This is a genomic window from Microbacterium sp. sgz311019 (assembly GCF_056135325.1).
This window is the reverse complement of record NZ_JBWAXO010000006.1, coordinates 256,429-279,212: the sequence shown is the minus strand read 5'-3', so window position 1 is coordinate 279,212 and position 22,784 is coordinate 256,429. Positions and strand designations below refer to the sequence as shown.

Sequence of the window (22,784 nt, the reverse complement as noted above, 5' to 3'; positions counted from 1 at the left end):
GGTCAGACGAGAACTTCGGCGGGCGCGGGGTGGCCGAGGAATGCGGTCGGGCTCGCCGTCAGCCCGTAGGCCCCCTGCTGGAAGATCACGACGAGGTCGTCGATCTCGGCCGGAGGGAGCTCGATGTCGTCGGCCAGCAGATCCAAGGGCGTGCACAGGCAGCCGACCACGGTGGCGTGCTCGCGCGGGTCTGCATCCATCCGGTTGCCGACGATCACGGGGTAGTTGCGGCGGATGGCCTGCCCGAAGTTGCCCGACGCCGCGAGCTGGTGGTGCATCCCGCCGTCGACGACGAGATAGGTGCGTCCGCGCGAGATCTTGCGGTCGAGCACGCGGGTGACGTAGACGCCGCTCTCCCCCACGAGGTAGCGGCCCAGCTCGATCACCGTCGCCGCCTCGGGCAGGCGCTCGGCGACGGCACCGTTCACGAGGTCGTGAAGCGAGCGCGCGAGAGCGGCGACATCGAGCGGGCGGTCCCGCTCGGTGTACGGGATGCCGAACCCGCCGCCGAGGTTCACGTACCGCACCGGTGTGGGCAGGTGCTCGGCCAGAGCGCTCACGAGGTCGACGGTGCGTCGTTGGGCCTCCGCGATGATCTGCGCGTCGAGGTTCTGGGAGCCCGCGAAGACATGGAATCCGAGGAGGTCGAGACCGGACTCCCGGAACTCGCGCAGCACGTCGGGCACCGCCTCGGCATCGATCCCGAACTGCTGAGGGCCGCCCCCCATCCGCATGCCCGAGCCCTTGACGGCGAAATCGGGGTTCACGCGCACGGCGATGCGGGGCGTCAGGCCGAGGTCTTCACCGGCGGCGATCACGCGGAGGATCTCGGTGACCGACTCGACCTCGACGATCACGCCTGCGGCCACCGCCTGGCGGATCTCGGCGGGCGCCTTGCCGGGGCCTGCGAAGCTCACGTTCTGCGGCCGGACCACGCTGTCGAGAGCCGTCTGCATCTCGAGCCCGGACGCCACATCGATCCGGTCGACCCGCCGTGCGAGGTGCTGCACCACGGCGGGCATGGGGTTCGCCTTCATGGCGTAGCTGATCTCCACGCTCGCCGGCAGGAGCTCACGCAGCCGGGCGATCCGCTCGTCGAGGAGGCGACGGTCGTACGCGAAGAAGGGGGTGGAGCCGACGCGCGCCGCAAGGCGGGACAGCGGCATCCCCCCGACGCTGAGCTCGCCGCCGACGACGCCGAACGCGGCGACGTGCTCCTGGACGTTCATGCCGACACCTGCGCCTTCAGGAGATTGCGGTCGAACTTGCCGTTGGGCGAGCGCGGAAGCTCGTCGCGCACGTCGACGTGCGACGGCACCATGTACAGGGGCAGCACCCGACGCAGGACCGTGATGAGCGTGGCGGCCTCGAGGTCTTCGAGGGCAGGCGTCGCCACCAGCACGACCCGATGCCCGATGCCGGGCTCTTCCACCCCGAGAGCCACGGCGTCGCGCACGAGGCCGGTCGCGTACGCCGCCTCCTCGATCTCGGTGGGGCTCACCCGGTATCCGGAGGTCTTGATCATCTCGTCGGCGCGACCGACGAAGTACAGGAAGCCGTCCTCGTCCGCCACGACGGTGTCTCCGGACCACACGGCCATCTCCGGCGCCCGCCAGTCCTGGCCGGCATGGACGACGGGGCGGTAGCGCTCGGCCGTGCGCACCGGGTCGTTCCAGTAGCCGAGACCGACCAGAGCGCCGCGGTGGACCAGCTCGCCCTCCTCCCCCGGCTCACAGGGCGTGCCGTCCGGGCGCAGCACGAGGATCTCGGCGTTCGGGATGGCCTTGCCGATGGAGTCGGGGCGCCGCTCGATCTCGGCGGGATCGAGGTAGGTGGAGCGGAACGCCTCCGTCAGTCCGTACATGAGGTACGGGTCGGCCGAGGTGAAGATGGAGCGGAGCCGGCCGAGGAGGGTGCGTGGCATCCGTCCGCCCGTGTTCGCCCAGTACCGGATGCGGCGCGCCGCATCGTCCGGCCATTCGACGTCGGCGATCTGCAGCCACAGCGGGGGCACCCCGGTGATGCCCGTCACACCGTGACGGGCGCACAGCCTGGGCACATCGTGCGGCACGAGGTAGTTCGTCAGCACGCAGTGCGCGCCGACGCAGAAGGCCGTGGTGACCTGGCTGAGACCGGCGTCGAAGCTGAGCGGCAGCACACTCAGGATGACGTCGTCCGCGGTGTTCCGCAGGTAGCAGCTGACGCTCTCTGCGCCCATGAGGAGGTTGCGATGGCTCAGGACGACGCCTTTCGGTCGCCCGGTGCTTCCCGAGGTGTAAAGGATCGCGGCCGGGTCGATGTCGATCGCCGCCGAGGCGGGCAGGTGGACGGGACCCCGCGATTCCGGCCACGCGTGGATCTCGAGTCCGAGCCCCGGGAGGGACGTGGCAGACCCGACGACGACGACCTTCTCGATGGCGGTGTCGGCGAGCGTTCCCGCCAGCTGGCCGAGGCGATCGACGGAGGTCACGAGGATGCGGGCGCCGCTGTCCCGAAGGATGTGGCCGACCTGCGGCGGCTTGAGCACATGGTTGACCGGGACGAAGATGCCGTCGGCCGCGGAGACGCCGAAGATCGCGGCCACGGTCTCGATGCGCTTCTCCAGATAGATCGCGACCCGATCGCCGCGGGTCAGGCCGAGGCCGACGAGCTGCGCCGCGGCCGCGCGAACCTGTCGCCAGAGCTGTCCATAGGACACGACGTCGCTCTTGTACGTGAGAGCCGGGTTGTCGGGCGCGACGGAGGCGCGCTCGGCGAGGAGGTCGTGGAGGTGGATGCGCACGGTCATGGTGCCCTCCGCTCGATCAGGTAGCGGTCGAATTGCTCGCGGTCGTCGAGGTCGACGTACCGTCGACCCTGCGCATCCGTCTCGGCGACGCCTGTCTCCTCGGGCACCGCGGGCCCCGGCCGGCTGAAGCCCGACACCTCATCGAACACGGCGACGTAGGCCTCGGCCTGAGGCCTCCAGTCGAGCTGGGAGGCCACGCGCTCACGCCCCCTGCGACCGAGCTCCGCACGCAGAGCGGGGTCATCGATCAGCCTCTCTATCGCATCGGCGAAGCCCGCGATGTCGCCCGATCGCACGTACATCAGGCTGTCTCCGCCCGAGACGCGCGTCTCGGCGAGGTCGAACGAGACCGACGGCAAGCCGTATGCCATGTACTCCATCGTCTTGTTCATGGTGGAGAGGTCGTTGAGGGGCGTCTTCAGGTCCGGGCACACGCCGATGTCGGAGCGGCTGAGGTGCTCGGCGATGGCCACCCGGTCGACGCGCCCTGTGAAGGTGACGTGGTCGTCGAGCCCGAGAGCGGTCGACTGCCGCTTCAGATCCTCGAGGCAGTCCCCGAAGCCCATGAGCGTCGCGGTGACGTTCGAGCGCCCGCGCCGGTGTACGAGCTCCTCCATGACGAGCAGCACCTGGTCAACCCCGTCCTGCGGGCCCATGATGCCGAGGTAGGCCAGATTGACCTGATCCACCGGTCGCGGATTCTCGGGGTAGATCGGCCGCATCCGACGAGTGTCGGGCCCGCTCCGCACCACGGTGACGTGGCCTGGACGGCGGTCGCCCCGCCGGAGCGCGATGGCCTTGTAGGACTCGTTCGTCGAGATGACGCGGTCCGCGGAGCGGAACGTCCGCCGCTCGAGCCAGGTGAGCGCGGCGAACTGCAGCTTCTGCGCGGAGCCCGTCGGCGTGCCGAAGCGGGAGATGAACAGCTCCGGGTTCAGGTCGTGGTGGTCGAACACGAAGCGCACCCCGCGGATTCGCCACAGAAGCGCCAGCAGCCAGTACGTGTCGGGGGGATTGCAGGCCTGGATGATGTCGAATCGCCGCCGACGCCACGCCGCGACGGAGAGTCGTGCCGTTCGCGCCCAGCTGTACGCGAACTCCCAGGCGAAGCCGAAGAAGCCCTCGGCCTCGCGAGCGGGCGCGTACTTGTAGATGTCCACGCCGTCGATGTGCTGGCGTGCGGGATCGCCCGGACCCTTGGGGCAGATCACGCTCACCCGGTATCCGCGGGCGATCAGCGCCTGGCACTCCAGCCACACTCGCCGGTCCAGGGGAACCGGCAGGTTCTGCACGATGATCAGCACGTGCGGAGCTTCATCTGATCGACGCATCGGCCTAGCCCCTCGCCCCAGAGCCGTACACGTCGTCCTCGATGATGGCGACGACCGCGCGCCGCGTCGGCTCCCATGATCGTCCGACCACGGACCGCGCCGCCGCTGTCGCTTCCCCATCGATGTCGGCTGCCGTGACAGCCGCGCTGAGCTCCTGGGCGAGGGAGTCGGCGGTCGGCTCGGCCCATCTGACGTGCGGGTTCGAGAGCACCAGGTGTGCGAGCTCCATGTCGTTGACGACGGGGATGTTCCCGGCGGCGAGCATCTCCTCGGCGACGAGGGTGATGTTCGTGAACGACATCGCCAGTCCGCTGATCGTGCGCCCGTAGAGGTCGTTCAGCTCTGCGGTCGTGAGTCTGCCGTGGAAGGTGATCGGGATGCTGAGGCCTCGTGGAGGTGCGCCGTAGACGTGGATCCGCTGTTCGGGGTGCAGACGGTGGAAGAGCATGAGTGCGACGCACGCGAGTTCATAGCCGCGCCGCGGAAAATCGGGCCGGCAGTAGAACACGATGCCCGCCCGAGGCGTCGGTGGATCGGGGAGACGATAGGCCTCGGAGTCGCACCCGAACGGGACGACGTCACTCGCGAGCCCCGTGGCCTCCGAGATCATCTCACCGAGCATCGGCCCGAGCGCGATCCTGCGGAACGGGAGCCGGTAGGTCATCGCAGCGAGCTCGTACTCCGCGCCGTGGCCGTAGAAGTAGGGCTCGTAGTCCTGGATGAAGTAAAGCCGGCGCATGGGGATGCGGCCGTGCTTGACGATCACATGCGCCGACTCCCACGACGTCGCCACTGCTGCATCCACCCCGTCGATGCCCGCCCGCGCATCGCGGATGACAGGCCCGATCCATGGCCAGTGCGACCGGATGCGCGCCGTGAGCCGCGCGACGTCGACGCCGTGCCGGTCGTAGATGAAGACGACGCATCGGTGGCCTCGCGCCTCGAGCGCCTGGATCATGCGGAAGAGAGTCGTGTGCCCTCCTGAGCCGGGCGCGGGCGGGGTCATCACCCAGCCGATCGTCATGGGGACATCACGGGCGAGATGCGCGCGGGGAACGGGAAGCTCGGACGGGACTCCGGTCAGGACGTCCTCCAGATCCAGGTTGAAGCGCAGCTCGCCGGCTCCGGACGACAGGTACGCACGCTGCGCGAGGCGCTGCGCGAGTCCCCGCGGCCCGACGTCTCGCGCACGACGCGCCTTCGACACCGCCTCCGATATGGAATCCATCCCCCACATGCTCCGAGCCCCCCACTCGTCAGATGCCGAACACGTACCAGCGGGTGCGGTACCGCTCATCCCGCAGCCGGCGTCCGACCCTCCCCAGGAGCGCGCGGGACCGGACCGCTCCGCCCACTCCGTCACCACGACGACTCCGCCCCGCGTCGACCGCCGGCCACGTCGCGGCGGCGAAGTCGAGGAGCGGTTCGATCTCGACGTACGGGCGCCCGTGGTCCTGCGCCGCGCGGGCGTAGCGCAGCGCGTCCTCGGCGAGGGCGTGTCGAGCGGCGTCCGCCAGCGCGGCGGACTCCCCGGCATCCAGGCCGCCCTTCGACAGCGCGCGCTCGAACGCCGCCTTTCGTGCATTCAGATCCACGAGCGCCCCGGCGCCCTCGGTCTCGCTCATGCTCTCGGCGTGCTCGCGGTGAAGAGCCTGATCCGCCCCTCGCACGTAGCCGATGTCGCCCCAGGCCGCGGCGCGCAGGGAGAGCTCCATGTCCGGGGCGTACGGGACGTCCGGGTCCATCGCACCCGTGCGGGCCAGGAACTCGCTGCGAACGACCATCTCGGGATTGGTGATCGCGCTCGCGCCCCGCCTGCAGCGCTCCGCCAGCCAGTCGCGACCCGCCCAGAGCTCCCAGCTCACATCCCGCACCCGAGGCGCGGGGGGCGCGCCCGTGAAGTGCCGCGGATGCCCGTACACGAGCATCACCTCCGGGTGCTTCTCGAACAGGGCGGCGGCGCGCGCCAGCGAGCCGGGCGTCAGCAGGTCGTCGGCGTCCAGCTTGACCACGAGTGCGCCCGAGGCTGCCGCCCAGCCGGTGTTGAAGGAGCGGACGTGTCCGCTGTTCACCTCGTTCCGGATGACCCGCACCCGGGCATCGACGGCAGCCAGGTCGGTGGCCACCCGGTGGCTGTCATCGGTCGAGCGATCGTCGACGACGATCACCTCGACGTCCACGTGCCTCTGGTCGAGTGCGCTCGAGACGGCCTCGCCGAGATAGCGTCCGTAGTTGAAGCACGGGATCACGACGGACACCCGCACGGGGCGCTGGGGCGCGAGCGGCGGGGACGCCACCCTCGCCGAACGCGGGCGGGAGGACAGGGACGCCGCCAGGCGCAGGAGTCGCCCGTCGAGCGCGTGATTCTCCTGGTAGTCCCGCCAGCGGTCGGTCAGTTCCCGTCTCACCGTGCAGCCCCTTCCAGTTTCGCGGGTCGGATCTGTCGGATGTGGTTCAACGCCCACGGCCACATCAGGAGCCCGTACACGAGGATCGAGCCGAGTCCGCCGATCAGGACGGCCGGCAATGGCTGAGGCACGAGCAGCCGTGCGGCCAGGGCCACCGCGACCGCCGGGATGGTGGCGACCGTCGGCCACCACGACGCCTTGACGACGGTGCGAACACGGACACCTGCTGTCTTCAGCGCGACCAGGTACGCGGGCAGGATGACGACGACCGCGACGACCACGTGCACCCAGCCGGCGCCCACGATCCCGTAGGCACTGGCGGCGAGGATCATGCCGATGATGAGGATGACGAGCCACAGGATCTGGATCCACAGGACGGGGCGCGACCGGCCCCGTGCATAGAGATACCCGGCGAAGACGTCGAACGCGACGCGCAGGCTCCCGTAGAGGCCCAGGGCGGCGAGCACCGGCGCCGCGGGCAGCCATTTCGCGCCGTAGACGACCTCGATGATCGGAGCGCTGAGCGCCGCGAGCACGGCACCGGCCGGCAGGGCCCCGGCCCACGCGAGCGACGTCACGGTCGCCAGTTCGTCGCTGCTCGCGCCCTTGCGGGAGAAGTAGGGAAGCGAGACGGAGCGGACCATCTGCGAGAGGGCGCTCATCGGCCAGCTCGAGATGTTGAAGGCGAGCACGTAGAACCCCAGCGCCGTCGCCCCCGCCACGCGGGCGAGCACGATGTTGTCGACGTTGAGGAGCGTCCACGACAGCAGGTTCGCGGCCGTGATGGGCAGTCCGAACGCGAGGACCGGCCCGATGATCGCCCGATCGATCGCGTAGCGCGGTCTCACACGCGCCAGCACGAACTGCAGCGACGACGAGACGAGTTGCGCAGCCACCCGCCCGATCGCGAGTCCCATCACACCGAATCCGAGGGAGACGAGCACGAGCGTCACCGTGGTGGACACCGCGAAGTCGGCGACTCCGACGAAGAACATCTGCTTCTGCTGGAAACGTCGCTGCAAGTACGCGAACGGGACGACGGTGGCGCCGCCGAGCACCAGCGTCAGTGAGAGCACGGCGATCGCAGGTGCCGCAGCCGGGGTCCCGAGCAATGCCGCAAGCGAAGAGCTCGTCGCGATCATCACGGCCGTCATGACCGCTCCGCTCGCCAAGCCCAGCGATGCGACGGTCGGTGCCATCCGGTCGGGCTTGTCCGTACGGATCAGTCCCGCTGACAGCCCGAGGTCCGCGATCGTCAGGAGGATCGACTGCACCGCGAGCGCGACTGCATACACGCCGAACTGCTGGGGGGCGAGCACCCGTGCGAGGACGATCCCGACCACCAGGCCACCGAGCCGCAGCACGACCGTACTCAGGCCGCTCCACGCTGCCGCGCGGGCGGCCCTCGAGCGGAGGGAACGATCGAGGTCAGCCATCGAGGCCCCCCTCGACCACGCACCGCTCCCACGCGCGCACGGATTCGCATCCCAGCGCCTCTGCCACACGCGCGCACACGTCAGGTGGAGACGTCCGCCAGGCAGGCGAGCCATCCAGCCGGCTCTCGACGGGGGCCACGGCCTGGGCATCCTCCAGGACGACGAACACTGCGGCCTGACTCAGCTGATGCTCGTCGAGCAACGCGGCACCCCGACGCCCGGCGATCGTCAGCGATGACCCGAGCGCGGCGATCCGTCCGAGGATCTTGGGGTCCGCACCCGATCGCAGCCCCCACGGGGCGAAGCCGGCCGCGGACGGCACGCGGGGCTCGCATCCTATGCGGACGAGGCTGACCTCTGAAGGGTCGGATGCCACGAGCTCCGCCGCTCGACGAGCGACGTCGTCGCTCACCAGGATGAGGAGGACGGCATCCAGTGAGCGGCCCCCGATCAATGAGAAGACGGCCTGGCGACGGGGAACGATCTCACGCCCGCGGGCCTTCGCCCACTCCCGGGCGACGCGACGCCGAGCGCGTTCGACGATCCTGCGCGAACGCCCGCGGACCACGAGAGCACCGCCGCGGCTGCGTGGAGGCACCGCCGTCGCGCCGCTCGCCGGGGTCCGACCGCCGGGCTCTGCCAGCGCTGCGACACGCGAGGCCAGGGCCGGCTGTCCGCATGCGACGAGGTCGGCGACGAGTGCGGCTGCCCATGCACTCCATGGCTCGATTCCCATTCCAGGATGCAGTGTCCGGTGCCGTCCGCCGGTTCCACCCGGAACGCGCACATCGGCGACGCGAGCGACCACGTCACGCGTGCGCTCCAGCTCGGGGTGCTCGAGGGTCGGATACTCCGAGGCGAGCTCAGCGGCCAGCAGCGCATCGCCCTGACACAGGGCCGCTCGCACGAGCCACGCCCATTCCACCGGGTCGGGGTGGGATGCACCGTGCGGCTTGCGCACCACGCTGGTGCAGTACTCGAGGATCGCTCGTGCATCGGCGGGCCGGCCCATCCGGACCCAGCAGCGCGCAAGACCCAGGGCCGCCTCGGGTTCGAAGTGGTAGTTGAGCACCTCGGCGAACCGTTCGGCCCCGAGGTTCGGATCGCCATCTGCCAGCAGGGTCTCGCCTTCTGCGACCAGTCGGCGGTCGACGCCTGGCGGCGCCAGAACGCCGACGGGTCGCCCGGGCTGCGCTTCGTCCTCCAGTGTCAGCGGGGCGAAGAGAGCGGTCTGGACGATCCGCTCGCCCTCGCGCTTGAGCCGGCTCAGTTCATACCACTGGCGAATCTGATTCCGGTTCTCGATCGAGTGGTGTTCGTGCGCGAAACGCTGCCCCTCGTCCGCAATGCGCTTCAGCGCCTCGCGGTCGTCCAGGAGGTACTCGACCTTCTCGACCACGTCGGTGGCGTCGGCGAAGACGCAGTTCACCATGTCGACGAAGCCGGCGGCCTCGACCGCAGGTGTGCGCTCGGTCAGCAGCAACGCCCCCGACGCGGGGATTTCGAGGTGCTTCCGCACGAGATCTTCGGCGATGGTCCCGCAGGTCGGCACGATGAGCGCCGAACTCAAGGTCCGAGCGTACGTCTCGCCCGTGGGCATCGCATTCGCTGCACTCCGGTCGAACCATCCGGCGTGCGGGATGTCACGCACGGGGAACCGGTCGCGCAAGAGGCGGTCGACCTGCACCCGCCAGGGGTAGTTCGTCTCTCGACTGCCGCTCAGGACGATCGTCTGCGTCTTGCCGCCCGGATAGGTGTGGAAGACGGATCGATCCGCGAAGTTCGGCCACGCGAAGGTGCGGTCTGCGATATCCGGCGTATACCCCGTCGTCGATACGCCGATCGAGAAGAAGGTCTCGACGCCCCAATCATCCATGTCGGAGAGGAACACACCGCGCGTCAGGCAGTAGGCATCCGCATCGAGCAGCCCGATCTTCGGAATCTCCGGATGCCGATCCGTGTGTGTGATTCGGCGCCCCGCGCGCGCGTACACCCCCGACTCGAACAACGCGATGTCCGGATGAACGCGGTCGACCACTTCGTCGTAGTCAGCGTTGTCGTCGATGACGACGACGTCGAAGAACTGACGCAAGCACCGCACATGGTCTGCGAAGTGCCCGGTGATGAAATCGGGCAGATCGTTGTCATTGATCCGGAAGAAGACCATCCTCGGCGTGACCGATGACTCCTCGCGCCCGCTGGTGGTCCTTTCCGCGGTCGCCGACACGTTGCTCATCGATGCCCCACAGTCGAGGAGACGGCAGCCTGCAGGACCTGGGCGACGCGCTCCTGCTGTTCCTCGGCCAGGTGGGGGAACATCGGCAGCGACAGGATGCGGTCCGCCGCCGCCTCCGCGACGGGGAATTGTCCGCGCCGGTATCCCAGGCACGCGTATGCCTCGGTGAGATGCACAGGAGTCGGATAGTGGATGCCGGCCCCCACGCCGGCATCGGCGAGCTCCGCGATCACGCGATCACGCTCGTCGACCCGCACGACGTAGAGGTGCCAGACATCCGCGTTGCCCGGGCGCACCCTCGGCAGGAGCACGCCGTCGACCCCCGCCAGCAGCTCGGCGTAGCGGGCCGCCGCAACACGGCGTGCGGCGTTCCATCGGTCGAGGCGGCGCAGCTTCGCGCGCAGCACGGTCGCCTGGATCGCGTCCAGCCGCGAGTTCACGCCGATGCGGTCGTGGACGTACTTCGAAGAGCTGCCGTGGGCGGCGACGTTCCGCACGAACGCGGCGATCTCGGGGTCATCGGTCAGGACGGCGCCGGCGTCGCCGGCGGCGCCGAGGTTCTTGCCGGGGTAGAAGCTCGTCGCCGCGACTCGTCCCATCGTCCCGGCGCGTCCCGCCGGCGAGCGAGCGCCCTGCGCCTGCGCGGCATCCTCCACCACGACGAGGCCGTGCCGCTCGGCGAGCGGGAGGATGCGTTCCATCGGCGCGGTCTGGCCGAACAGATGCACCGGCACGATGGCGCGCGTGCGACGGGTGATCGCGGCCTCCACGGCATCCGGATCGATCAGCAGCTGCGCATCGTCGACGTCGACGAACACCGGGATGCCACCGGCGCGCGAGACGGCCTCGGCCGTCGCGATGAAGGTGTTGGCCGGCATGATGACCTCGTCGCCGGGTCCGACTCCGACGGCGCGGAAGGCGAGCTCGAGCGCATCCGTGCCGTTCCCGACGCCGACCACGTGCCCCACGCCGAGGTAGTCGGCGTACTCGCGCTCGAAGGCCTCGACCTCGTCGCCGCCGATGAAGCCGGCCGCGGCGAACTGGCGCTGCCACTGCGGCAGCACCTCATCGGCGATCTCGGCCTGCTGCGCGGCCAGATCGAGGAACGGCACCCGCTCGGTCATTCGGGACCTCCGAGGTGTCGCGCGGGCACCCCCGCCCACGTCTGCCCGCCGGGCACGTCGTGGATCACGACGGACCCCATGCCCACCGTCGCCGCCTCGCCGATGGTCGCGCCCTGTCTCACGGACGCGTTCATGCCGATATATGCCGATTCGTGTATGCGAACACCGCCTCCGAGGACGACGCCGGCCGCGAGCGTGGAGAAGTCGTCGATCTCGTCGTCGTGCGTGATCACGCAGTTCGGCATGACGACGACATGTGCGCCGAGCCGGGCGTCGGCCGTCACCACGACGCCGTCGAGGAGGATGCATCCCGGGCCGATGTCGCTCGACCGCCCGATGCGCGCGGATCGGGCGATGTACGTCGCGAAGCGGGCAGCATCCACACCGCAGGCGGCATAGCTCCTCACGATCTCGCGGCGGCACGCGCTCGGCCCGACGCAGACGAGCAGCAGCTCCGGCCGGTCGATCGCCTCCGGAAGCGATCCGATGACCGGCACACCGCCGACCTCGGATCCGTGCAGCATCTCATCGTCATCGAGGATGCCGACGACACCCGGAATGCCCGCCGCGAGCACCTCGCGCGCGAGACCGCTCGCCCCGATGAGCAGCACGCCGGCGCTCATGATCGCACCGGGTCGCGGAGCACGGCGATCACCCGCTCCTGATCCGCCTCGGTCAGCGCGTGATGCATCGGCAGGATGAGCGTCGCGTCGGTGAGCCGCTCGGTGACGGGAAGGCTGTCGGCGGAAGGGAGCCCCCGGTACGGGGGCTGGCGGTGCGCGGCCATGATGCCGCGGCGCGCCGAGATGTCCGAGCGGGCCAGCGCCTCCAGCAGGCCCTCTCGATGGGTCGGATAGCCGTCGCCGACCTCCACCCAGAACGACTGGAAGTTGGTGCTCCCCTGTGCGGGATCGGCGACCGCGCGCAGGCCCGGGATCTCGGCGATCGCGGAGTGGTAGCGTGCGGCGATCTCGCGCCGCCGCACCACCAGCTCGGGCAGCCGCCCGAGCTGCACGAGGCCCACGGCGGCCTGGAGATCCGTCATCCGGTAGTTGAACCCCACCTCGGTGTACTCCTCCGGCGGGGCGAGGAGGGCCTTGTGGCGGTCGGCGGCCGAGACGCTCATGGCGTGCTCGCGCAGATGCCGCGCCCGCGCGGCCCAGTCCGCGCGGGCGGTGGTGATCATCCCGCCCTCCCCGGTGGTGAGGAGCTTGCGCGGATGGAACGACCACGCCGCGATGTCGGCGCCCGCGCCCACGGGCCGTCCCTTGTACGTGGACCCGGCGGCGCACGCGGCATCCTCGATCACGACGATGCCGAGCGGATCCGCGACGGCGCGGATGCCGTCGAGGTCGACCGGGACTCCTCCCTGGTCGACCGCGATGACCGCTCGCGTGGCCGACGTCAGCGCATCCCACACCGTCTCGCCGGTGACGTTGCCGGTGACGGGGTCGACATCGGCGAAGACCGGCTCCGCCCCGACGTACCGGACCACGTTCGTGGTCGCGATGAACGAGAAGGACGGGACGACGACGTGATCGCCCGGCCCGATTCCTGCGACGATGAGCGCGAGGTGCAGGGCTGTCGTGCAGCTCGTCGTGGCGACGGCGAAGGGCGCCTGCATCGCCCCGGCGAACTCCGTCTCGAAGCGCGCGACGCGCGGACCCTGGGCCACCCATCCGCTCGCGATCGTCTCGGCGACCGCATCCACCTCCTCCTGCCCGAGCCAGGGGACCATGACATCGATGCGATCGGCCATCAGAGGCTCACCGCCCGGCCCGCTGCGATCTCCTCGCGCAGCGGCCGCCACCAGTCGACGAGCATGCCGAGCCCGTCCTCGAGTCCGATCGTCGGCGTCCAGCCGAGGTCGCGCTCGGCGGCGCCGATGTCGGCGAGCCGCCGGACGACGCCGTTCACCGCGCGCTCGGGTCCGTGCTCGACGCCGAGGTCCGAGCCCATCACCCGCAGCAGCGCCTCGGCCAGCTCGAGCAGGCTCGTCTCGGTTCCGCTCGCGATGTTGTAGGTGCCCGCGGTGACGTCGCTCTGCGCTGCGAGGACGTTCGCCCGTGCGATGTCGGGCACGCATACGAAGTCCATCGTCTGCAGCCCGTCCCCGAACACGAGCGGCGGCCGGCCGTCGGTGATGCGCTCCATCCACCGGACGAGCACCTCGGTGTAGAGACCGTGCACGTCCATCCGCGGACCGTAGACGTTGAAGTAGCGCAGCAGCACGTAATCGAGGCCGTGCATCGCGCGGAAGCTCCGGATGAGCCCTTCGTTGAACGTCTTGGCGGCGCCGTAGAGCGTGTCGTTGTTCTCGTGGTGGTGCCGCTCGCCGGTCGGGAACTCCTCCGCCAGGCCGTAGACGGAGGCGCTCGATGCCGACACGAGCTTGTCCACGCGGTGGCGCGCGGCGGACTCGACCACGTTGAACGTCCCGTCGACGAGCACCTCGAGCGCGAGGCGCGGCTCCTCCGCGCACTGCGTGATCCGGATGGCGGCCTGGTGGAACACGATGTCCTTGCCCGCGACGACTTCGTCGACGACCGCCCGGTCGCGGATGTCGCCGACCACGAGCGTCGTGCGGCCCGTTGCGATGGCATCGTCGAGGTTGGCGATCCGACCGCGCACGAGGTTGTCGAGCACGTCGACGTGCGCGGCGCCGGCCTCGAGCAGATGGTCGACGAGCGTCGAGCCGATCGTTCCCGCACCGCCGGTGACGAGGATGTCCGCTCCCTCGATGCGGGTCACCGGATCGTCTCCCCCCCGAGCGGGACCAGCTCGGTCGGCGATGTCAGATCGACGGCCACCGGGGCGCCACCGGCCTGCAGGCTCGCCGTGGCGCTCTCGAGCACGGACAGCACCCGGAGCCCGGCCACGCCCGAGGTCCGTGCATCCCGCCCTTCGCGGATGGCCGCCGCGAACTCCGTCGCGACCCCGGCGAGGGCCTCCCGCTCGGGAAGTGCGGGCGCCCAGGTGTCGCCCAGACGGTAGGAGATGTTGGCATCGCGCGCGTCTGAGGTGGTCGCCTTCGTGACCTGGGACAGCTCGACACCGCGGTCGTAGACGCTCACGCGCTGCTGCGGCGTGAGGTCGTCCCACACGAGCGTCCGCTTGGTGCCGCCGATCACCATGTGGCGGATCTTCGTCGGGCTGAGCCAGTTCACGTGGACGTGTGCGATCGCCCCGCCGTCGAGCGGCATGGTGAGGTAGCCGATGCACGACTTCCCCGTGCCGAGCGGATCCGCCCCGTGCGCCGCGACACTGGCGGCGTCGAGCCCATGGGGCAGCACGAAGTCCATGATCGAGAGGTCGTGCGGCGCGAGGTCCCAGAACACATCCACGTCGGGCTGGATGAGCCCCAGGTTGATCCGCACACTGTCGACGAACAGGATGTCGCCGAGGAAGTCCTCCGCGATGAGCTCCCGCATCTTCAGCACGGCCGGCGTGTAGCAGAACGTGTGGTCGGTCATGAGGACGAGTCCGTTCGACCGGGCGCGCTCGACCATCTCCATCCCGCGCCCGCGCTCGTCGGCCAGCGGCTTCTCGACGATGACGTGCTTGCCCGCGTCCAGTCCGGCCAGCACGATCGGATGGTGGGTGCGAGCCGGTGTGGCGACGGCGATCGCATCGACCGACGGGTCGGCCAGCACCTCCGCGAGGCTCGAGGAGACGGGCACCCCGCCCACGGCATCCGAGACCCGCTGCGCCCGGTCGAGATCGAGGTCGCAGATGACGGCGAGGTTCCACTCCGCGCTCGCACGAAAGTTGCGTGCCAGATTCGGCCCCCAGTAGCCCGCCCCCACCACGGCCACGTTCAGACGCGACGACGTCGCGCGCTGCGCATCCATCCAGGTCTCCCCTCCTGCTGATCCGACATCAGTTCCGCCGACCCCCGCCGGTCAGGTGTCCGGAACGAAGACCACGTCGACCCAGAACTTGTTCGAGCTGGTGGTGCTGGGAAAACCCGTGCCGTAGACGTATGCCCCGCCGACGGCGATCGTGGAGAGCGCGCCATTGGTCACGCTGAGCAGCAGGGCGCCCGTGGTCACCGCGTAGTACGTCGACGTTCCGTACAGGCCGACGCGATACTCGGAGCCGACGGTCAGGCGCACGGGTGTCGAGAGGGTGGCCGTCTGCCAGCCGGATCCGGTCTCGTTCGAGAACGTGACGGTTGCCAGCCTCGTCCCCGTGGAGCTCCACAGGTAGCCGGTGTGCGTTCCCGTGTTCGAGGAACCCTTGTAGAACCGGATGGAGGTCACGACGCCCGCGGCGCTCGTCTTGAACCGCGTGCCGACCTGGATCGCCTGCGTCGCCTTGGCGTTCAGGGTCGCCGGGGTTCCCGACGGGAAGAGGCTCACCGGCTTGCCGGAGGTCGCGAACGACCAGGTGCCGTTCGCCACCGCACCGCTGTTCGCGGTCACCGTCGCTGTGTAGGTGGTCGACCAGGCCAGCTGCGCCGTCGGCGTGAAGGTGACCACGCCGGTCGTGGCGTTGAAGCTCGACGTCCCCGCGACCGCGGTGGTGCCTGCCTTGAGCGTCAGCGTGCCGGAGGTGGCGTTGGCAAGGGTCGCCGTCACCTTCACGGTCGTCGGGTCGACGCTCTTCGCCGAGGCGACCGGCGTGGTCGCCGTCAGGGTGGCCGCGGGACGCGTCGTGAACGTCCAGGTCCCCCCGGTCACCGCCGCGCCGTTGGCGCTGGCGGTGACCGAATACGTCGTGCCGTACGCGAGTGCCGCGGTCGGACTGAACGTGACGACACCCGTCGTCGCGTTGAAGGCCGATGTCCCCGCGACCGCGGAGCCGGCCGCCGTGACCGCGAGCGTCGCCGACGACGCGTTCGCGAGGGTCGCCGTGATCGTGGCGGTGGCCGGATCGACGTTCGTCGCCGATGCGGCCGGGGTGGTCGCTGTCATGGCCGACGCAGGGGTGCTCGCGACGAACTCGACGTCGACGAAGTAGTTCGTGGAGTTGTACGTCGAGGTCGGCTTCCCGGAGGTGCCGTACACGTAGAGCCCGTTGTTCGGCGATCCGGCGGTGAGCGGGCCGCTCGTGAGGGGCGAGGTGAACACGCCGGCCTGATACGAGTAGTTCCCGTTCGGCGCAACGTAGGACACCGTGTACGTCACCCCGGTGGCCAGCTGCACCGGGGTGCTCAGCGTCGCGCTCTGCCATCCGCTCGCGCTCTCGTGCGCGAACGTGACCGTGGCGAGCGGCGTCGTCGGGTCGGAGCCCCACAGCCAGCCGATGTGGGTCCCGGTGTTCGTCGACGCCTTGTAGAACCGGATCGCGGTGACCTGGCCGGGGACGGATGTCGTGAAGCTCATGCCGAGCACCACCGAGGACGTGTCGCCCGTCGCCGTCGAGGCGCCGGGCTCTGGCTGTGCACCGAAGAAGGTGATCACCGGCGCGCTCGCCGATGATGCGGTCGAGAACGACCACGACACGTTCGCGCCGGGGCCGCCATTGGCACCCTGGATCGCCGTCGCGGCGACGGCCACGATGCCCCCCGCGGGCAGCGCGGCGCCCGCCGTGAACGTGAAGGTCTTCTGGTCGGCGCTCCACGCGGTGGTGCCCGCCAGGACGGTGCCGCCGCTCGACACCGTGATCTGGGCGGATGCGACGGCGGAGTCGAACGTGCCGGAGATGGTCGTCGCGGTCGCCACGCCGGTCGCGCCGTCCGCCGGCGTGGCGGCGGTGAGCGCGGGCCCGTTCGCGGCCGCCTGGAACACGACGTCCACACCGTATCCGGCGCTGGACGTGCTCGTCGGGAAGCCTCCGGCGTAGCTGTACACGGACCCGTTGGCCGGCACCTGCAACGGTCCGCGCGTGTACGACGCGCTGAACTGTCCCGCCGTCACGGCGTACTCGCCGACCGGTGCCGTGTACGACGCGACATACTGCGCGCCCGCCGTCACGGAGACCGGCTGCGAGAGGGTCGCGGTCTGCCAGCCCTGCGTCGACTCGTTGGTGTAGGTGACCGTCGCCAGCGCGGTGCCGGACGCGCTCCACAGCGTGCCGGTGTGCGTCCCGGTGTTGGCGCTGCCCTTGTAGAACCGCAGGGCCGTGATGGTTCCCGCCACGGATGGAGTGAACTGCACGCCCAAGGTCACCGGTGCCGAGTCGTTCGCCGACCCGATGGCGGGGACCGTGGCGTCGGGGAACAGCTGGCACGGGCACGTTCCCGCCGGCGGCGTCGTTGCCGCCGACGTGAACGACCAGCTGTTCCCGCCGCTGAATCCGATGCCCGACGAATCGGTCGCCGTGACCGTCGCCGTGTACAGGGTGGACGGATTCAGCGCTGCCGACGGCGTGAACGTCACGGTGCGCGATGTCGGGTCGTAGGCGACAGAGCCGGCAGCCGCGGTGCCGGACGGATCCTTCAGGGTGAGCGCAACGGAGGACGACACCACCGCCCGCGAGATCACGGCGGACACTGCGCCGGTCGGCGGATTGCTCGTCGAACCGGGGAGCGGCGTCATCCCGGAGATGCGCAGCGGCGAATCGTCGGTCTGGGTGAAGACCGCGTCGACGTAGTAGTTCGCCTCCTGGTACGTGGCGGCGGGCATCACGCCGACGGTCCCGTAGACGCCGGGGGCGTTCGGACCGACACCGGAGGCGATGGTCAGCGGTGAGGTTGCCTGCGCGCGGTACGGCCAGTACAGCGTCGTGGCCGCGTATCCGCCGTTCGGCGCCGAATACGACACGGTGTACTTGTGGCCCCCCGTGACGGCGACGGATGCCGAGAACGATGCCGTCTGCCATCCCGTCGCCGTCTCGCCTGTGAAGGTCACCTGTGCGAGCCGCTGACCGGTGCCGCTGTCCCACAGCGACCCCACGTGCGTGCCCGTGTTGGCGGACCCCTTGTAGAAGCGGACGCCCGTGACGAAGCCGTCGGTCGCCGGGGTGAACTGGAGCCCGAGCTCCACGGCGCTCGTGTCGGCGGCGGACGGCGTCGCAGGGACGACCACGCCGAGCGCCGAGTAAGGACCGGTGACGGTGATGCCCCGGCTGGTGCCCGCGGGCGAGAAGTTCCCGCTGTCGTCGATGGCCCGGGCGATGACCGGCACCGCGCCGGCCCCCTGCTGGATGTAGGTGTAGCTCCAGGATGCGGTGCCGGTGGCGGGATGCCACGTGGTGCCGCCGTCCGTCGAGACCTCGACACCGGCGACGACACCGCCGACGTCCGACGCCGTGCCGGTCACCGTGACCGAGGTGCCGCTCGCGATCGTTGCGCCGGCGGCGGGACTCGTGATCGCCGCCGTCGGCGGCGTCGTGTCGGTGCTCGGCGCTGCGGCCGTCAGCCCGCTCATGAGCGAGCCGGGCTGCGCCCCCATGTCGGCGAGCAGGTTGACCTCCGCCTGCTGCATCCGCACATCTGCCGGGTCTCCCGCGCCGTCGTGATTCTGGCTGAGGCCCCAGCCCCACTGGATGCTGCCGGCAGAGAAGACGAGCGCGCCGCTCGCAGCCTTGTACAGCGTGACATGGTGGGCGGTCGTACCCGGCTGCACCACGTTTCCGTAGTCCATCAAGTACGCCGATGTGGGGCCGATCGTCGTGGAGAGGTCGACGAGCCCCACCGGCCGGAAGCCGTTGTCGATGTCCTCATCGGACTCGTAGCCCACGGTGTGCTGCGCGAGCGCCTGCGTGGTCCCCGCGGCGAGCGACGTCAGGCTCGTGTTCCGCCACAGCCGGGTCTGGCCTTGAGCGGCCGTGACCGTGACGGGCAGGTCGACGGAGTTGGCCATGAAGATGGTGCCGGTGACGGCGTTCTCCGGCGAACTGCCGCCGTTCGCAGCCGTCGCGAAGCGAGGATCGCGCCACGTTCCGGTCCACTCGGGCGTGGAGGTGTCGATCTTCCCGCCCCCGGGGTTCGCGGCATTGCCCCACGTCTCCTTGTACGAGACCAGCGTGCGGTAGGGCGTGCTCGTGCCGCTCGCCGAGGATGCCTCGTAGCGCGTATGCCAGTACATCTCGTTCCCGGAAAGGAACTGGAGATTCACGCCGGCGTCGCGCGCTGCCTGGACGTTGGCTCGCTGGGCGGCGGACCAGTACTCGTCGTGGCCGACGGAGAGGAACACGCTGTGATTGCGCAGCAGCGATCCGAAGCGGTCGGTGTCGACACCGGCGATGTAGCTGACGTCGTATCCGTTCTGCTCCAGGAACTGGACCGTGGCGAACTCGCCGCTGAAATAGAAGTCGCGCCCGCTGTTGTTGCCACGGGTCGCGAACGGCCGGTTGTAGCTGATCTTGTAGGCGCGGTTGTTCGCACCGCCTTGATAGAAGTCCGCGCCACCGTAGGTGTTGTACGCCTCCCAGGTCGGGTCGGATGTTTGGAAGACGATGTCCGAGTGGCTTGCGTCGTTGCGCACGATGAAGATGATCTGGCTCCGGTCGCCGTTGTCGCTGCGAGTGAGCAAGGCGATGTATACGCCGGAGACCGCATCCGAGGGCACGCCCCAGGATGCCGAGAGCCCCCAGTTGCCGCAGTCATACAGTTCTGTGGTCGTGTCCGATATGCACTGCGGCTGCACTTGCGGCAGCGTTGCGGACGGGGTCACCGAGGTGATGTACCGCGCGCCGTTCCCCTGGTAATAGCCGGTCCGGTAGATGTCGATCTTGTACGCGCTGGCGCTCGTGTCGACCTTGAAGCCGATCGTGTCGCCGGCGTTGACGCTGATGTCGGTCGCGAAGCCCTGTATGTCCGCCGCGCCGGCGCCGCCGCCGTCGAGGTCCCACACGCTGTCAGGCGTTCCCGGCTTCGAGTTCTCGCACACGATCGGATTGATCGTGGCGCCGCACGAACTGCCGGTACTCGCCTGCGCGGGCGGTGCAACGCTCGCGAGAAGGCCTGTCACGAGGACGACAAGTCCCGTGAGTGCCAGTATTCGAATTCCGTGCGATCGGCGTGCGTGCACGGACAAGGCCGTATTCGCCATTGGTTCCCCAGTCCCCAATGTCAGCGCATGACCAAACCCCAGCCGGCCATGCCGTCATTTTGGACGGTGTTCGCCGATCCCCATCGCGGATACCGTGTCCGCCGGTGAGTCTACGCGCAGGAGTGCCCACTGTCACCCACCAGATTCGACCACTGCCCGCGGCCGCCTCTGCCGCCGGGGCCTGCGGCCGCCTATGCTGGCCGACACACCGGACCACGAGACGAGACGAGGGATGCGGATGCCGGACTCTGACAGCCCCCTCATCCAGCCGACCGCCGACGTCGACGAGCGCGCTCGGATCGGCGCCCGCACGCGGATCTGGCATCTCGCCCAGGTGCGCGAGGGCGCCCGTATCGGCGCGGACTGCACCATCGGCCGCGGTGCGTACGTCGGACCAGATGTCGTGCTCGGCGACAGCTGCAAGCTGCAGAACTACGCCCTGGTCTATGAGCCGGCGCGCCTCGGCGACGGCGTCTTCATCGGGCCGGCGGCGGTGCTGACGAACGACGAGTTCCCGCGCGCCGTCACTCCGGACGGCACGCTGAAGTCGGCGGCCGACTGGCACGCCGTGGGCGTGACCATCGGCGACGGGGCCTCGATCGGCGCGCGGGCGGTGTGCATCGCCCCGGTGACGATCGGGGCGTGGGCGCTGGTCGCGGCCGGTGCGGTGGTCACGAAAGACGTCCCCGCCCATGCGCTCGTCGTCGGAGTGCCGGCACGCCGCATCGGCTGGGTCGGGCGCGCCGGGCGGCCGCTCGAGCGCGACGGCGACGACTGGCTGTGCCCCGAGACCGGCGAGCGCTACCGCCAGGAGGACGAGACGCTGACGCGCCTCGACTGAATCGGCGAGCGGCCGCGAGTCAGCCGACGCGCACGAACGTCTGCTGCCAGCCCGTCGACCCGTTCGGGGCGATGGGCGCCCGCCTCTCCTCCTGCAGGCGGCCGTCGCGATCGGTCGCGCGCACCGACAGTGTGTGCCCGCCGGCCGTCGCGTTCCAGGGGAGCGACCACTGCACCCATGTGTCCGCGCTGACCGGATTCGAGAGCTTCGCGTCCTGCCACCCGCCGCCGTCGATCTGGACCTCGACGCGACGGATGCCGACACCCTGCGCCCATGCCACTCCGGCGATGACCGTGGGGCCGGGCGCGAGGGTGCGGTCGACGCGCGGGGTATCGATCCGGCTGGAGAGCTTGATGGGCGCCTTCGCACTGTAGCCGCGGGGCGTCCAGTACGCCTGATCGGCGTCGAACGTCGTGACCTTCAGCCGCGTGAGCCACTTTGTGGCCGACACGTACCCGTAGAGCCCCGGCACGACCATCCGGACCGGGAAGCCGTGTTCGAGCGGGAGCGGCTCCCCGTTCATGCCGACGGCGAGGATCGCAGCCCGGCGCGGATCCGTCAGCGCCGACAGCGGCGTGCCGGCGCTGAAGCCGTCGATGCTGCGCGAGAGCACCATGTCGGCGCCCCGGCGCGGACGGGCGAGTGCGAGCACGTCCCGCACCGGGACTCCGAGCCAGCGCGCGGTGCCGACCAGATCGCCGCCGACCTCGTTCGACACGCAGGTGAGCGTGATCGCGTGCTCGTGGAGCCCCATGCCGAGCAGCTCGTCGAAGGTCAGCTCCACCCGCTTCTCGACGAGGCCGTCGATGACGAGGCGCCAGGCCGCGGGATCCACCGCAGGCACGCTGAGAGCCGTGTCGACCCGGTAGAAGTCGGAGTTCGGCGTGAACAGCGGCGAGATGCCCCGCACGGAGAGCTCGGCGCCGGCGGGCACCGTGATGCGCGACGCGGGAGCGGGCAGGCGCAGGCGTGCCCGGACGGCGGCGATGGATGACGAGCCCGCCGACACGATCCGTGCTCCCGCGAGCGCCGCGACCGCGGCGAGCCCGGCGATCGACGTCAGCACGAGGAAGCGCCGGCGGTCGGCGCCGGCCGCGGGCGGCGCCTCCGTCGCTCGCCATCGGCGCAGCAGGGCAACGAGGATCCGGAGGACGACCGATCCGGCCACGAAGCCGGCGAGCGGGGGCAGGACGGCCAGGGCGCCGGCGTCGGCGCGCGTGGCCGCCGCCGCAGCCGCAGCCACGCCGGCGAGCGCGAACAGTGCCACACCGGCCCACCTCCGCCAGAGCTCCAGGACGCCCGCAGCGGCCGCAGCCGCCAGCGCGGCCGCGGCGACGGTCGAGAGCAGGAAGAGCTTGTCGTTCGAGCCGAACAGGGCGATGGCCCATTCCTTCGCCCAGCGCGGCACGATGTCGACGACGACCGAGCCCACGGCCAGGAGCGGGCTGGCGCCCGGGGCCGCGGCGAGGGCGACGAGTTCCGAGACGGCGAGGAAGACCGCGCCGCTGACGGCACCGGCCAGCGCGGCCCAAGCGATGTCGGCCCAGCGGACGCGGGCGATTGGTTTCGATGGCACGACGGATGTTCGTCGCGGACACCCGTTGCGGATTGGCCCAATCCGATCGGCGGACGGCGCCGAAGCACTTTTTGACCGCCTGGATCGGGTCGGTCTCGAAGGACT

The 22,784-nt window shown here is 70.1% G+C and carries 15 protein-coding genes; 1 reads left to right on the top strand and 14 read right to left on the bottom strand.

What is annotated here, in order from left to right; genetic code table 11:
- Positions 1–2: 2 nt before the first annotated feature.
- The 13 genes from AC0NZN_RS11835 to AC0NZN_RS11775 are packed head-to-tail and all read right to left on the bottom strand — an operon-like array spanning position 3 to position 20,100.
- Positions 3–1,229 (bottom strand): pyridoxal-dependent decarboxylase, exosortase A system-associated, encoded by a 1,227-nt coding sequence (locus AC0NZN_RS11835; protein ID WP_474592502.1) that lies wholly within the window; start codon positions 1,227–1,229, stop codon positions 3–5.
- Positions 1,226–2,788, bottom strand: a complete 1,563-nt coding sequence (locus tag AC0NZN_RS11830) for an acyl-CoA ligase (AMP-forming), exosortase A system-associated (protein ID WP_474592501.1) — start codon at positions 2,786–2,788, stop codon at positions 1,226–1,228. Before AC0NZN_RS11830 ends, AC0NZN_RS11835 begins: the two co-directional genes overlap by 4 nt.
- Positions 2,785–4,092 carry a glycosyltransferase family 4 protein gene (locus tag AC0NZN_RS11825; protein ID WP_474592500.1) on the bottom strand — a complete coding sequence of 436 codons (1,308 nt, stop codon included), beginning with the start codon at positions 4,090–4,092 and terminating at the stop codon, positions 2,785–2,787. Before AC0NZN_RS11825 ends, AC0NZN_RS11830 begins: the two co-directional genes overlap by 4 nt.
- A 31-nt stretch (positions 4,093–4,123) precedes the next feature.
- A complete protein-coding gene (locus AC0NZN_RS11820) occupies positions 4,124–5,347 on the bottom strand; it encodes a rhamnosyltransferase WsaF family glycosyltransferase (protein WP_474592499.1) in 1,224 nt (407 codons plus the stop codon).
- Between the two features lie 28 nt (positions 5,348–5,375).
- Positions 5,376–6,527 carry a glycosyltransferase family 2 protein gene (locus AC0NZN_RS11815; RefSeq protein WP_474592498.1) on the bottom strand — a complete coding sequence of 384 codons (1,152 nt, stop codon included), beginning with the start codon at positions 6,525–6,527 and terminating at the stop codon, positions 5,376–5,378.
- Positions 6,524–7,963, bottom strand: coding sequence for a lipopolysaccharide biosynthesis protein (locus AC0NZN_RS11810; RefSeq protein ID WP_474592497.1), 1,440 nt, complete (start codon positions 7,961–7,963; stop codon positions 6,524–6,526). The genes AC0NZN_RS11815 and AC0NZN_RS11810 overlap by 4 nt, the downstream gene beginning before the upstream one ends.
- On the bottom strand, positions 7,956–10,199 hold the full coding sequence (locus tag AC0NZN_RS11805) for a glycosyltransferase family protein (protein WP_474592496.1): 2,244 nt from the start codon (positions 10,197–10,199) through the stop codon (positions 7,956–7,958). Before AC0NZN_RS11805 ends, AC0NZN_RS11810 begins: the two co-directional genes overlap by 8 nt.
- The gene (locus AC0NZN_RS11800) at positions 10,196–11,323 is read right to left on the bottom strand and encodes a DegT/DnrJ/EryC1/StrS family aminotransferase (protein WP_474592495.1); all 1,128 of its coding nucleotides are present in this window, start codon (positions 11,321–11,323) and stop codon (positions 10,196–10,198) included. Before AC0NZN_RS11800 ends, AC0NZN_RS11805 begins: the two co-directional genes overlap by 4 nt.
- Complete coding sequence (locus AC0NZN_RS11795; protein WP_474592494.1) at positions 11,320–11,946, bottom strand: acetyltransferase; 627 nt, start codon at positions 11,944–11,946, stop codon at positions 11,320–11,322. Before AC0NZN_RS11795 ends, AC0NZN_RS11800 begins: the two co-directional genes overlap by 4 nt.
- Complete coding sequence (locus tag AC0NZN_RS11790; protein WP_474592493.1) at positions 11,943–13,082, bottom strand: DegT/DnrJ/EryC1/StrS family aminotransferase; 1,140 nt, start codon at positions 13,080–13,082, stop codon at positions 11,943–11,945. Before AC0NZN_RS11790 ends, AC0NZN_RS11795 begins: the two co-directional genes overlap by 4 nt.
- Entirely contained in the window at positions 13,082–14,074 is a 993-nt protein-coding gene (locus AC0NZN_RS11785) for an NAD-dependent epimerase/dehydratase family protein (RefSeq protein ID WP_474592492.1), read from the bottom strand. The genes AC0NZN_RS11790 and AC0NZN_RS11785 overlap by 1 nt, the downstream gene beginning before the upstream one ends.
- Positions 14,071–15,174 carry a Gfo/Idh/MocA family protein gene (locus AC0NZN_RS11780; protein ID WP_474592491.1) on the bottom strand — a complete coding sequence of 368 codons (1,104 nt, stop codon included), beginning with the start codon at positions 15,172–15,174 and terminating at the stop codon, positions 14,071–14,073. Before AC0NZN_RS11780 ends, AC0NZN_RS11785 begins: the two co-directional genes overlap by 4 nt.
- 51 nt (positions 15,175–15,225) lie before the next feature.
- On the bottom strand, positions 15,226–20,100 hold the full coding sequence (locus tag AC0NZN_RS11775) for a DUF4082 domain-containing protein (protein ID WP_474592490.1): 4,875 nt from the start codon (positions 20,098–20,100) through the stop codon (positions 15,226–15,228).
- 400 nt (positions 20,101–20,500) lie between these two features.
- Between AC0NZN_RS11775 and AC0NZN_RS11770 the strand changes: the two genes are divergently transcribed.
- Positions 20,501–21,103, top strand: coding sequence for an acyltransferase (locus AC0NZN_RS11770; protein ID WP_474592489.1), 603 nt, complete (start codon positions 20,501–20,503; stop codon positions 21,101–21,103).
- A gap of 19 nt (positions 21,104–21,122) precedes the next feature.
- Here AC0NZN_RS11770 and AC0NZN_RS11765 read toward each other — a convergent pair whose 3' ends face one another.
- Positions 21,123–22,679, bottom strand: coding sequence for a molybdopterin-dependent oxidoreductase (locus tag AC0NZN_RS11765; protein ID WP_474592488.1), 1,557 nt, complete (start codon positions 22,677–22,679; stop codon positions 21,123–21,125).
- Positions 22,680–22,784: the final 105 nt, after the last annotated feature.